At 38.2% G+C, this 13,443-nt stretch carries 10 protein-coding genes; 4 read left to right on the top strand and 6 right to left on the bottom strand.

Translation table 11 applies throughout. The annotated features are described in order from the left end of the window. Nucleotides 1–35: 35 nt before the first annotated feature. The 5 genes from lon to bolA form a co-directional block, all read right to left on the bottom strand. Nucleotides 36–2,396, bottom strand: coding sequence for an endopeptidase La (gene lon, locus GTH24_RS03565; protein ID WP_164525955.1), 2,361 nt, complete (start codon nt 2,394–2,396; stop codon nt 36–38). Nucleotides 2,397–2,656: 260 nt separating this feature from the next. Continuing rightward, entirely contained in the window at nt 2,657–3,928 is a 1,272-nt protein-coding gene (gene clpX, locus GTH24_RS03560; protein WP_036932880.1) for an ATP-dependent protease ATP-binding subunit ClpX, read from the bottom strand. Nucleotides 3,929–4,073: 145 nt separating this feature from the next. Next, a complete protein-coding gene (gene clpP, locus GTH24_RS03555) occupies nt 4,074–4,697 on the bottom strand; it encodes an ATP-dependent Clp endopeptidase proteolytic subunit ClpP (RefSeq protein ID WP_004245088.1) in 624 nt (207 codons plus the stop codon). Between the two features lie 256 nt (nt 4,698–4,953). Further along, nucleotides 4,954–6,258, bottom strand: a complete 1,305-nt coding sequence (gene tig / locus GTH24_RS03550) for a trigger factor (RefSeq protein WP_072069383.1) — start codon at nt 6,256–6,258, stop codon at nt 4,954–4,956. A 320-nt stretch (nt 6,259–6,578) separates the two neighbouring features. Beyond that, nucleotides 6,579–6,893, bottom strand: a complete 315-nt coding sequence (gene bolA / locus GTH24_RS03545; RefSeq protein WP_072069384.1) for a transcriptional regulator BolA — start codon at nt 6,891–6,893, stop codon at nt 6,579–6,581. A gap of 339 nt (nt 6,894–7,232) precedes the next feature. Here bolA and GTH24_RS03540 point away from each other — a divergent pair, with 339 nt between their 5' ends. Then, nucleotides 7,233–7,811 carry a YajG family lipoprotein gene (locus GTH24_RS03540; protein ID WP_072069385.1) on the top strand — a complete coding sequence of 193 codons (579 nt, stop codon included), beginning with the start codon at nt 7,233–7,235 and terminating at the stop codon, nt 7,809–7,811. 55 nt (nt 7,812–7,866) lie between these two features. After that, nucleotides 7,867–9,387: a muropeptide MFS transporter AmpG gene (gene ampG / locus GTH24_RS03535; protein ID WP_164525954.1), complete on the top strand. Its 1,521-nt coding sequence runs from the start codon at nt 7,867–7,869 to the stop codon at nt 9,385–9,387. A 105-nt stretch (nt 9,388–9,492) separates the two neighbouring features. Here ampG and dbpA read toward each other — a convergent pair whose 3' ends face one another. Then, nucleotides 9,493–10,866 (bottom strand): ATP-dependent RNA helicase DbpA, encoded by a 1,374-nt coding sequence (dbpA, locus tag GTH24_RS03530; protein WP_164525953.1) that lies wholly within the window; start codon nt 10,864–10,866, stop codon nt 9,493–9,495. Nucleotides 10,867–11,233: 367 nt separating this feature from the next. Here dbpA and GTH24_RS03525 point away from each other — a divergent pair, with 367 nt between their 5' ends. Together GTH24_RS03525 and cyoA are read left to right on the top strand one after the other, a co-directional pair. Next, the gene (locus tag GTH24_RS03525) at nt 11,234–11,995 is read left to right on the top strand and encodes an outer membrane protein OmpK (RefSeq protein WP_072069387.1); all 762 of its coding nucleotides are present in this window, start codon (nt 11,234–11,236) and stop codon (nt 11,993–11,995) included. A 496-nt stretch (nt 11,996–12,491) separates the two neighbouring features. Next, on the top strand, nt 12,492–13,442 hold the full coding sequence (cyoA, locus tag GTH24_RS03520) for a cytochrome o ubiquinol oxidase subunit II (protein ID WP_115350463.1): 951 nt from the start codon (nt 12,492–12,494) through the stop codon (nt 13,440–13,442). The last annotated feature ends 1 nt before the right edge of the window (nt 13,443 follow it).

The raw sequence follows: 13,443 nt of genomic DNA, 5'->3' as shown, positions 1-13,443 counted from the left end.
TTTTTTTAGCTATAATTCATGACTAGCATCACTTTTTAGTGCGATTTATCTGTCACAATTTCCATGCCAAACGGCGAGTTTTGTAGGGCTAACGATAAAACTTCCTCAATTGTTTTCACCGGGTGAATATCCAGGTCAGCAACAATATTTTCAGGAATTTCTTCTAAATCACGTTTATTTTCATCTGGGATAAGAACAGTCTTAATTCCACCACGATGTGCAGCAAGTAACTTTTCTTTCAGTCCGCCAATTGGCAATACTTGTCCGCGTAACGTAATTTCACCCGTCATAGCAACATCAGAACGAACAGGGTTACCTGTTAAGCTTGATACCAATGCGGTACACATTGCAATACCCGCACTTGGACCATCTTTTGGTGTCGCACCTTCAGGAACGTGTACGTGCATGTCACGTTTTTCATAGAAATCGCTATTGATACCCAGCTTATCCGCACGAGCACGAACAACCATCATTGCTGCTTGGATAGATTCTTGCATAACTTCACCTAAAGAGCCGGTGAATGTTAGCTTACCTTTACCTGGGACACTCGCTGTTTCAATTGTTAGTAGATCACCACCAACTTCTGTCCATGCAAGTCCTGTTACCATACCTACTCGGTTTTCAGTATCAGCACGACCGTAGTCCACTTTACGAACACCTAAATAGTCTTTGAGATTATCTTCGTTAATCTCAATATGTTTGATTGTGCTATCCATCAGCAGTTGTTTCACTGCTTTACGGCATAATTTAGAAATTTCGCGCTCTAAACTACGTACACCTGCTTCACGAGTGTAATAACGAATAATACCCATAATGGCGCTGTCATGGATTGTCAGCTCACTTGGTTTTAATGCATTACGTTCAATCTGTTTTGGTAACAAGTGCTGTTTAGCGATGTTCAGCTTTTCATCTTCGGTATAACCCGATAAACGAATAACTTCCATACGATCTAACAGCGGTGCCGGTATATTCATGGAGTTAGATGTCGCCACAAACATAACATCAGACAGATCGTAATCAACTTCCAAATAATGGTCGTTAAATGCGATATTTTGTTCTGGATCTAACACCTCTAGCAGTGCAGATGCTGGATCACCTCGCATGTCTGATGACATCTTATCAATTTCATCTAATAGGAAAAGTGGGTTTTTTACACCAACTTTTGCCATTTTCTGAATTAATTTACCTGGCATAGAACCAATATATGTACGACGGTGACCACGGATTTCGGCTTCATCACGTACACCACCTAACGCCATACGAACATATTTACGACCTGTTGCTTTAGCAATAGATTGGCCCAGAGAGGTTTTACCCACACCAGGAGGCCCTACTAAGCACAGAATTGGCCCTTTAATTTTGCTAACTCGAGACTGTACCGCGAGATATTCAAGGATACGCTCTTTAACTCGTTCTAAACCATAATGGTCAGTATCAAGCACTTCTTGCGCTTTCACTAAGTCTTTTTTAACTTTGCTACGACTATTCCAAGGAACTTGAACCATCCAATCGATATAACTACGTACAACCGTAGCTTCTGCTGACATTGGCGACATCATTTTTAATTTCTGAAGTTCTGCTTCTGTCTTTTCTTTTGCCTCTTTTGGCATTTTTGCAGCATCGATTTTACGTTTCAGCGATTCCATTTCATCAGGTGCATCATCCATCTCACCTAACTCTTTTTGAATAGCTTTCATTTGTTCATTGAGATAATACTCTCGCTGACTTTTTTCCATCTGCTTTTTAACACGGTTACGAATGCGTTTTTCGACTTGTAGCAGATCGATTTCTGATTCCATCATCGCCATTAAGTATTCTAGGCGTTCAGTCACATCAGACATTTCAAGTACAGCTTGCTTATCTTTCAGTTTCAGCGGCATATGAGAAGCAATGGTATCTGCTAATTTTGCTGATTCTTCGATAGCATGTAATGAGGCCAATACTTCTGGCGGAATTTTTTTATTCAGTTTGATATAACCTTCAAACTGATTAATCGTTGTACGATTTAAGACTTCTTGTTCACGCTCATCAACAGCTGGCGTTTCAAGGTATTCTGCTTTCGCCTGAAAGTACTCACCATTGTCAGATAACATCGTAATTTTGGCACGACGAATACCTTCAACAAGGACTTTTACTGTTCCATCAGGTAATTTTAGCATCTGTAAAACAGAGGCAACTGTACCGACAGAAAAAAGATCATTAACACCTGGTTCGTCAGTAGATGCATCTTTCTGCGCAACCAGCATAATTTGTTTGTTGTCGTTCATCGCTGCTTCTAAGCAATGAATAGATTTTTCACGACCAACGAACAACGGGATCACCATATGCGGATATACAACGACATCACGTAATGGCAATACAGGTATTTCAATACGTTCTGGACGCTCAGGATTCATAGAGCTCTCTCTTCGTTTTTAGCTTAACGCTTTTACAGGTAATTTTATTCGCATGTCACCAAATAAAATTAATTCCACGGATTGTCAAAATATATAAGGGCACTTTTCTGACATTCAATAGCCTTACCCATTAAAAAAACAAAATGAGGGAAAATTCCCTCATTTTTATTGCGTTGGCGCGCTTTATCTTAAATTTCTCGTCTATTTAAGAGAAAATTACAGATAATGTCAGATAAGAGACATTGCCAAATTACGATGCATTATTCACCTGATGCTTGGTTTTCTGGTTGGCTATAAATAATCAACGGCTCAGATTTTCCATTGATGACACCTTCATCAATAACAACTTTCTCTGCATTTTCAAATGAAGGAAGGTCATACATCGTATCAAGTAATGCAGCTTCAACAATTGAGCGTAAACCACGAGCACCTGTTTTACGTACCATGGCTTTTTTTGCGATTGCAGTCAGCGCTTCTTTACGGAATTCTAAATCCACACCCTCTAACTTAAATAATGCCTGATATTGTTTTGTCAGTGCATTTTTAGGTTCTTGTAAGATTTGGATCAGTGCATCTTCGTTTAACTCACCTAATGTCGCAACAACAGGTAAACGTCCAATAAATTCGGGAATAAGTCCAAATTTAATCAGATCTTCTGGTTCAACTTGAGCTAATAATTCACCTTCGCTGGCTTTTTCTTTTTGGCTTTTGACTTCTGCACCAAAACCAATACCAGAGTGTGTATTTAAACGTTGTGCAACAACTTTATCAAGGCCAGCAAATGCACCACCACAAATAAAGAGGATTTTAGAGGTATCAACCTGTAAAAATTCTTGTTGTGGGTGCTTACGTCCACCTTGAGGAGGAACCGAAGCCACCGTTCCTTCAACTAGTTTCAATAATGCTTGCTGTACACCTTCACCAGACACATCGCGTGTAATTGATGGGTTTTCAGATTTACGAGTGATCTTGTCAATTTCATCAATATAAACAATACCACGTTGTGCTTTTTGCACATCGTAATCACATTTTTGTAGCAGTTTTTGAATAATGTTTTCAACATCTTCACCCACATAACCCGCTTCTGTCAGCGTTGTGGCATCTGCCATAGTAAAAGGAACATCAAGGTAGCGTGCTAATGTTTCTGCTAATAGCGTTTTACCACTACCTGTGGGCCCAATCAGCAAAATATTACTTTTTCCTAGCTCAACACCATTGGCTTTATCGCCATTACGCAGGCGTTTATAGTGATTATAAACGGCAACAGCCAGAACTTTTTTAGCCAATTCTTGACCGATAACATAGTCATCAAGGTGCTTACGAATTTCATGTGGCGTTGGCAATTCACTGCGTTCATGATGAGGCGCCAGTTCTTTTATTTCTTCACGAATGATATCGACACAAAGATCAACACATTCATCACAAATATAAACCGACGGGCCAGCGATCAATTTCTTCACTTCATGCTGGCTTTTACCGCAGAAAGAGCAATACAGAAGCTTCCCTGAGCTATCTTTGCGCTTATCTGTCATCAGTCAACCTCACTTAGTTATTCTTCTTATTGATTGATAAGAAGAAGAAAGACTTTTTACATAGAGATATTAATGGCAGTTTCCTTTGCCTAATTCTATAACAAAGGAAACATGTTAATTCAGTTGCTATTACAACTCGCTGTAATTAACTACGTTGTGTATAGACTTTATCCACTAATCCGTATTCTAACGCTTCGTTAGCGGATAAGAAACGATCACGCTCAGTGTCTCTTTCTATTTCTTCAATAGATTTACCCGTATGCTGAGCCATTAATTCATTCATACGCGATTTTACTTTCAAAATTTCTTGTGCATGAATTTGAATATCTGTCGCCTGACCTTGGTAACCGCCTAATGGTTGGTGGATCATCACACGAGAGTTAGGCAAGCAAATACGTTTACCCTTTGCACCCGCTGATAATAAGAAAGCGCCCATTGAACACGCTTGTCCCATACAAATCGTGCTGACATCAGCTTTGATATACTGCATGGTGTCATAAATGGACATACCCGCAGTAATTACACCACCTGGTGAATTGATATATAGATTGATGTCTTTTTCTGGGTTTTCTGCTTCTAAAAATAGCATTTGAGCGACGATCAGATTAGCCATGTGATCTTCAACTTGGCCAGTCAGGAAAATGATACGTTCTTTTAATAAACGTGAATAAATGTCGTAAGAACGCTCTCCTCGCGAAGTTTGCTCTATAACCATCGGCACCAGAGCCATATTAGGTGCGAATTGTTCCTGTGTGTCGTTAAATGACATGTCTGTCTCCTATTGCATTCTTATTGGTGCCAATGACAACAATTTTACTTGAGATAATTGATCATGACCATTTCTAATGATCTAATCTCTCACAAGACATTCAAGGCGCCTCGCGAGGAGTGATAAAGAGAATATAGAATTATCTGGAGATAATCGCTCAGATTTCAAGGCTAATTTTGATAAATATATACAAACTGAAAAAAACCCGTGGTAAAAACCACGGGTTTTTGCTTAAAACCGATATCGCGGTTAAGAATTAACCCATTTGAACTTCATTCATCAGTTCAGTGAAGTTAGTCTCTTTTTCAGTTACTTTAGCATTTGCTAAGATTTTTTCTACCGCTTGCTCTTCTAATGCAAGATTACGGATGTTATTCATAAGCTGTTCGTTCTTGTTGTAGAACTCAACAACTTCTGATGGATCTTCGTAAGCTGAAGCCATTTCGTCGATCAGTGTATTAACACGCTCGTCTTCTGCTTTCAGTTCATTACTATTGATCACTTCACCTAACAATAATCCAACGATTACGCGACGTTTAGCTTGTTCTTCGAACAATTCACGTGGTAATTGCAGAGCTTGTTTCTCGTCGCCACCAAAGCGTTGAGCTGCTTGACGTTGCAGAACTTCAATTTCGCTGTCTACAGCGGCTGCAGGTACGTCAACTTCGTTTGCTTTAACTAAGCCATCAATAACTTGTGTTTTAACACGAGTACGGATTGCATTTTTCAGTTCACGTTCCATGTTTTTACGTACTTCTGCACGCAAACCATCAACAGAACCATCAGCAATACCAAAACGCTTGATGAACTCTTCAGTTAATTCTGGCAGTTCACGCTCTTCAACTTTTTTCAGGTTGATAGCGAATTGAGCTTTTTTACCTTTCAGGTTTTCAGCGTGGTAATCTTCTGGGAAAGTCACATCAATTGTGAATTCTTCACCAGCTTTATGACCGATAACGCCTTCTTCAAAACCTGGGATCATACGACCTTGGCCCATTGCCAGTACGAAATCTTCAGCTTTTCCGCCTTCGAATTCTTCACCGTCAATAGAACCGTTGAAATCAACAGTTACGCGATCTTCTGCTGCAACTTCGCCGTCTTTGTCTTTCCACTCTGCTTGTTGCTTACGCAGTGTTTCTAACATGTTATCAACGTCTTCGTCTTTAACTGTGACAACTGGTTTTACAACTTCAATGCTTTCCAGACCTTTCAGTTCGATTTCTGGGAAAACTTCGAATTCTACAGAGTAAACAAAGTCTTCACCTTCTTTGTATTGCTCTGGTTTGTAGTCAGGCGCGCCAACTGGGTTTACTTTGTTTTCGATGATAGCGTTAATGAAATTACGCGACATTAAATCACCAAGAACATCATTCAGTACAGACATACCGTAACGCTGTTTAACCATAGACATTGGGACGTGACCTTTACGGAAACCATCAATGCGAACAGTCTTAGCAGCTTTTTTCAGTTCACTGTCTACAGCAGTTTGGATATCAGCGGCTGGTACGGTGATTGTGACACGACGCCCTAGGCCTTGAGTCGTTTCAACAGAAACTTGCATCTTGTTACCTCAAAATAAGTTTTAGTGCTCGGTCTACTTTAAAGGAAACTAATATGACATTGACATATTTAGATTTATTTTCCTTTCAGAACCGGGGCCGCCACATTTAAAAAAACGAGGATCCCTGATATCAGAAGCATCCCGAAACCTTACTGAAAATTAGACGCGACATTATAACGATCTAGAGGGGTTGAGTCGAGAAAGAGCCGTTTTATTCCTCAATTTTTTCATAAAATCGAGTAAGTCGCCCCTTTTTCCCTCTATAAAGAACAAAAAATACGCATCTTAGATCTATTTATTCACGATTAACGATAACATTGTTAATCTTCTTGGCTACCACCACGACATCCAGGAGAGCGTAATGCTTTATCCTGTTGTTCATTCCATTCACTCAACGTAAAAGTATGCAATGCGAGAGCATGAACACCATTTTCCATTTCATGAGCTAAGGTTTGATACACATCACGATGGCGTGAAACACTGCGCTTGTCATTAAATTCATCACTAACAATAATGACTTTAAAGTGACTTTCAGAGCCTTCAGGCACATTATGGCGGTGGCTTTCGTTTATTACTTGTAAAAAATGCGGTGAAAAGCGTGAAATCAGCTTATTCTCAATATCATCACGGATCATTTCTGCCCCTAATACTCTGCCTTTATATCATGGCGAACAAAAAATAAGTCGACCAGATTATATTGATTAAGTCTTTATCAATACAAAATGATGAACTCATTCTTTTTTATTTTGCTGATGATAATCGCTTATTTTTCATCTTGAGTAAAACCATTGACCGAATATTGTTAAATTTATGAGCAAAAATGAGGTTAAATTGAAATAAAATCAATTGATAAAATCAGATAATTTCGTTCGTTAAAAGGATATTAGCAACCTATTAGCAGTGGTATGATAGGCTAAAGTTTGAAACCTATTCTACTTGTTAACACAACAGACATATTTAACCGAGATTACCTCATGATTAAAAATTTACTCTGTGCTGTTTTTGCATTAACACTACTTTCAGGTTGTGCAACTCCTAGTAACAAACTCTCTATTGAGCCTGTAATGTCAGTTCCTGCGGCCGATCCAACCATGCGCCCAATTTCACTGAATATTTCAAGCCAAGACAAACGTACATCTAAAAACCTAGCGGAAATTAACCGTAATGGAAAACTAGAAGTACTTGTTCCAACTCGTGATATTGCATTTTTAATGCAAGAAGTATTGCAAAAACAAATGACAGCCCGTGGTTTTATGGTAGGTTCTCCTGCTAGCGCTGATGTGATCATTGTTATCAATAAACTCAACGCAGATGTAGGTGAAGGAAGTGTTCGCCATAATATCAGTGCGAAAGCAGATATCTCAGTTATTGTCACCTTGCCAAATGGCAGTTCAAATACCAAAACATTCCGCACTAGCTACAATGTTCAGGGACCATTTGGTGCCACTAATGAGAAAATTGCGGCTGCGATTAATAATGTCTTAAGTGAGCTCGTTAGCGATATGGCAAAAGACGCTTCAGTCAGTCAATTTATCAAATCTAACGCCCGTTAATTTATTAGAATAAACGACCTGTTATCTTAAACAGGTCGTCGAAAGGAATTCTTGCATGGTTCAGCCTGCCTTCAAACAAACCACTTGGTACAAATCATTTATTTTACTGTTACTTGGCTTTACTTCTGGATTACCACTTGCATTAACCGCTGGTACATTACAAGCATGGATGACAGTAGAAAACATTGATTTAAAAACCATTGGTTTCTTCTCATTGGTGGGGCAAGCTTATGTATTTAAATTCCTCTGGTCACCCTTTATGGATCGCTATACGCCTTCTTTTCTTGGGCGTCGTCGAGGGTGGATGTTACTTACCCAAATAGGGTTGGTAATAGGTATTGCAGGTATGGGGTTTTTAAACCCTAATGATCATCTATGGTGGCTTGCTTCTTTAGCCGTTATTGTCGCTTTTTGTTCAGCTTCACAAGATATTGTCTTCGATGCTTATAAAACAGATATTTTAAAGGCTGATGAACGTGGTACTGGGGCGGCAGTTTCTGTATTAGGCTATCGCATTGCAATGCTTGTTTCTGGTGGGATGGCACTTTGGCTTGCTGATAAATATATTGGCTGGCAGAATATGTATTGGTTAATGGCTGCTTTAATGGGAATTGGTATGATTGCCACACTACTCGCCCAAGAGCCAGAAACCGCGGTAAAACCCCCTCGAACACTCTATGAAGCCGTAATTGAACCCTTAGCTGAATTCTTCTCTCGTAATAATGCTTGGCTTATTTTACTCCTCATTGTCCTATATAAAATGGGCGATGCTTTTGCTCTGAGTTTAAGTACCACATTTCTTATTCGTGGCGCTGGCTTTGATGCTGGAGAAGTTGGTTTAGTCAACAAAACATTAGGACTTGCTGCCACGATTATCGGTGCCTTATTAGGTGGCTTATTAATGCGTCGTTGGAGCTTATTTAAAGCACTGATGATTTTTGGAATAATGCAAGGTGGCTCAAATATTGGCTATTGGTATCTCGCTATCTCAGAACAAAACATTTATAGCATGGGTGCCGTAGTTGCTTTTGAGAATATCTGTGGAGGAATGGGTACAGCAGCATTCGTTGCACTTTTAATGACTCTTTGTCATCTTTCTTTTTCAGCAACACAATTCGCACTTCTTTCAGCCCTATCCGCCATTGGTCGTGTTTATGTAGGCCCTGTTGCGGGTTGGTATGTCGAAAGCCATGGCTGGGAGGCGTTTTATCTTTTCTCTATCGTGGCTTCAGTTCCTGGCCTTATTTTGCTGATGATTTCCAAAAACACGCTTATTTACACACAAAAAACAGGCGAATTTCTTAGAAGAACACAATTTATAAAACAATACCGTTTTGCTCTCTATGGTTTAATACTAGCCGTTTTCTTCTTTATTTGTAGCTTAATTCTGGTTATTACAAATTCATTATCAGGTTTGGAAATATCCCAATCCATTGATTTTATTCAATCAATAAATAATGAATTATTAGGCCATTGGGCTTCATCACTGTTTTTATATGGTGTTGTTATTGGTGCAATAAGCCTCGTTGTAGGCACAATATTAGATTATTTAGCACTCAGAATAACAACACATTAGTTTTGTTATATTTGGGGCCATTAATGAAAAAGGACAGCTTAAGCTGCCCTTTTTCATATTTATATTAATTTTGGTATTAGTAAAAACAGTTACTGATTATTTAAATTATCTAAACAATCTGACTTTGACCGATTTACCTTTAATTTTACCTTGCTGTAGTTGCTTCCAAGCTTGCTTAGCAATTGACTGTTTTACCGCAACGTAAGCATGAGTCTGATTAATCATAATTTTACCAATATCAGCACCATTAAAACCCATATCTCCCGTTAATGCGCCTAAAATATCACCTGGACGCATCTTGGCTTTTTTACCACCATCAATACATAATGTTGCCATCGTTGCTTCAAGCGGCGTAATTTGTAGACCTGTAGGAACAGGTAACCAATTTATCTTCATATGAAGCATTTCTTCTAGGGCATTAGCACGTTGAATTTCTTCCGGTGCACAAAAACTGATAGCTAATCCACTCTCACCCGCCCTTGCTGTACGCCCAATACGGTGAACATGCACTTCAGGATCCCATGATAATTCGTAATTGATCACCATTTCTAACGCTTTAATATCAAGCCCGCGAGCTGCAACATCCGTTGCAACTAACACACGACAACTCCCATTAGAAAAACGAATTAAAGTTTGGTCACGTTCCCTTTGTTCCATATCGCCATGTAAAGCAAGCACACTTTGATTGCTTTCTGTCAGTGTCTCATACACATCTTGGCAATCTCTTTTTGTGTTGCAGAAAACCACGCAAGAAGCTGGTTGTTCACGGCTTAACAGTTTTTGTAGCAATCCTATTTTGCCATGACGAGATATTTCATAAAATTGCTGTTCAACAGCAGGGAGCTCATCAACTGAATTTATTTCGATAGTGATAGGATTTTGCTGTATTTTACGGCTGATTGCAGCGATTTCATTTGGCCATGTTGCAGAAAAAAGCAGAGTTTGGCGAGCCGTTGGCATACGAGAAATAATATCATTGATATCATCAAAAAATCCCATATCCAGCATTCTATCAGCTTCATCGAGCACTAACGTTTTTACATCATCTAAATTGACAGTCTCTTTTTTCAGGTGATCAAGTAATCTGCCAGGTGTCGCCACAATAATATGTGCAGCGTGAATTAATGAATCACGTTGAATACTAAAGGGGACTCCGCCACATAGCGTTAATACTTTAATATTAGGTAAATAACGAGCAAGGCGACGTAATTCATTTGCAACTTGATCGGCAAGCTCTCTCGTTGGGCATAATATTAATGACTGGGTATTAAATTGTTTTGCATCAATATGTTGTAATACACCTAAACCAAAAGCAGCCGTTTTACCACTACCTGTTTTTGCCTGAGCACGGACGTCTTTTCCTGCAAGAATAGCAGGTGAAGCGGCTTCTTGAACTGGAGTCATAGTTAAATAACCCATTTCATTAAGGTTAGCGAGTTGTTCTGCAGGAAGGGCGTTAAGTTCAGCAAATGAGGTCACAATGAAAATTCCAAGTAAAGTAAAAACAAATATGAGCTAATGATACTATCCCTTCATTCTTGTGTCGTGAGGTATTTTTGCACTGTTCATATTACTTTTTCATCTAAGTGTTATTTTTTATCATTATCTCCTTAAATTTCCTCTTCTTATCAAAGATTCCTTTTTTATTTTTACTATTAACTCGAAAAAATAAATAAAAAAACACAAAACTTCCTATTTTTTAAACTAATATCAAAATTCTAGAAATAGATCTTATTTGGAGCTAAAATTCCTACAAAATGGATTTTTATAGTTTATTATTCCAATAAAAAAGAAAAACTGAACATTCACCGCAACCATAATCGACCATGAAACATCGAGATAATTTATGATCAAAAAACCATTTTTGTTTGTCATCGCAACAACATTCTCTTTATCTTCTCAGGCAAGTTATTTAGGAGGATTTGCAAGCACAAGTATTAACTACTTAGATTGGACAACACATACAACACACAAAACAGGCAAAACTTCCCATAAAGATGATTTTGCCTATTTAGAACTTGAAGGTGCTGCTAATTTTTCATGGGGGGAGTTTTATGGCTTTTTCGATTTAGAGAATCCCTTTAATAAAAGAGAAACTCATCCGGGAGATAATCAGCGCTATACCATTAAAAGTACTGCTCGTATTTATTTAGGCAAAAGTAACTTTAATTTATATGGACATGTTTATGGTACATGGTCACTCCCCGGTAAAAAATATGGTGGTAACTTTCATGAAGTAAATACACTTTACGGGTTTGGCTATAACACTCAAATTGCTAATTTATGGTTTAAACCTTTTATTGCCCTTCATTATGTCGATCAATCTAAATATTCAGGTAACAACGGTTATGTGGCTGGTTGGGTTGCTGGATATGATTTTAATATAAAAAATCAAAAATTTAGCCTAACAAACTGGCATGAGATGGAATTTCAACGACATAAACGTTATGGCAATGGAGGTAAAAATGGCATTAATGGCGCTTTAGCCATTTGGTGGCATCCGACAACATCTATTACTACAGGAATTCAATATCGCTATGCTTATAAAAAGCTAGGAGAGAGTTTTCTTCAAGACGGCATTGTATATAGCTTGAAATATAACTTCTGATAGCAAATTGTTAATTTTTATTACAGCGGATCTATTTTTATCCGCTGTAATCCTTTTTTCTTATTTAATGAATAAAATCCTCATTGAATATAAATATTCAACAAATGATCTATTATCAATATTAAAAATCACATAACCGGCAAATTAAGACATTAAACATCATAATAAAAAGGATTTAGCTCATAAACTCTCCTCAGACCTGCTTGCTGTCACTTTTTTAATCAAAATACGTTTTCTTACATTTTTTATTGCATTTTTATTTGTAAAAATATGTATTTATTTTAGAAATATGATACTTTATGAAATTATCGTTAATATCCAATAATTAAATTAACAATTATTTAATAGTTTAATTACTTGTGATCACATTAACACAAAAGAACAACCAATCACCCACTTACCATTACAATTGTTTACACTGTGGCAACCTTACCGTAAAATGTCCTTACTGATACTGATGAAACAACAATAGAACCTTTGTCATTTAGGTCGTTGGATGAGACTTATGAAATACATAAAAAGTATTGGGACACTCTCGCTATTAGCAGCCGCATTCTTATTAAGTGGCTGTGACATGGCGTTAATGGATCCCAAAGGCGCTATCGGCGCTGAGCAAAAAACATTAATCCTTATTGCACTTGGTTTAATGTTAATTGTTGTGATACCGGTGATACTGATGGTGATTGTTTTCGCTTATCGCTACCGCGAATCCAATACAAAAGCCACCTACCGCCCAAACTGGGCTCACTCAAATAAAATTGAACTCGTTGTTTGGACCGTGCCAATTATCATTATTGTGATTTTGGCAAGCATCACATGGAAAACAACCCATGAGCTTGATCCTTACAAACCCCTAGAGTCCTCAGAAAAACCGGTCACCATTGAAGTTGTTTCAATGGATTGGAAATGGTTATTTATCTATCCAGAACAAGGTATTGCGACAGTCAATGAATTGGCTTTCCCTGCTAATGTACCTGTTAATTTCAAAATCACTTCTGACTCAGTCATGAACTCATTCTTTATCCCTCGCTTGGGTGGTCAAATCTATGCGATGGCTGGAATGCAGACCAAACTTCACCTAATCGCTAATGAACCAGGTGAATATCCAGGTATGTCAGCAAGTTATAGTGGGCATGGTTTCTCAGATATGAAATTTACCGCAATAGCAACGCCTGATCGTGCTGGTTTTGATGCATGGGTTGAGAAAGTAAAACAATCATCAGATACGTTAAATACTACTGCTGCATTTAATGAACTTGCTAAACCAAGCCAGAAAAATCCAGTGACCTATTATTCAAGCGTGAAGCCAATGTTATTCCAAGAGACTATTTCTAAATTTGGTCATACAGGTCATGGCGCTCACACAAGTAGCAATCAGACAGCACATGCTGATGCAACAATGAATATGAACATGAGCCATGCGGCGCATGCAGGAGCAGAGGAATAAA

Source organism: Proteus vulgaris (genome assembly GCF_011045815.1).
Classification (GTDB): domain Bacteria; phylum Pseudomonadota; class Gammaproteobacteria; order Enterobacterales; family Enterobacteriaceae; genus Proteus; species Proteus vulgaris_B.
The sequence above is the reverse complement of the archived record's forward strand: the minus strand, read 5'-3'. Positions and strand labels throughout refer to the sequence as shown.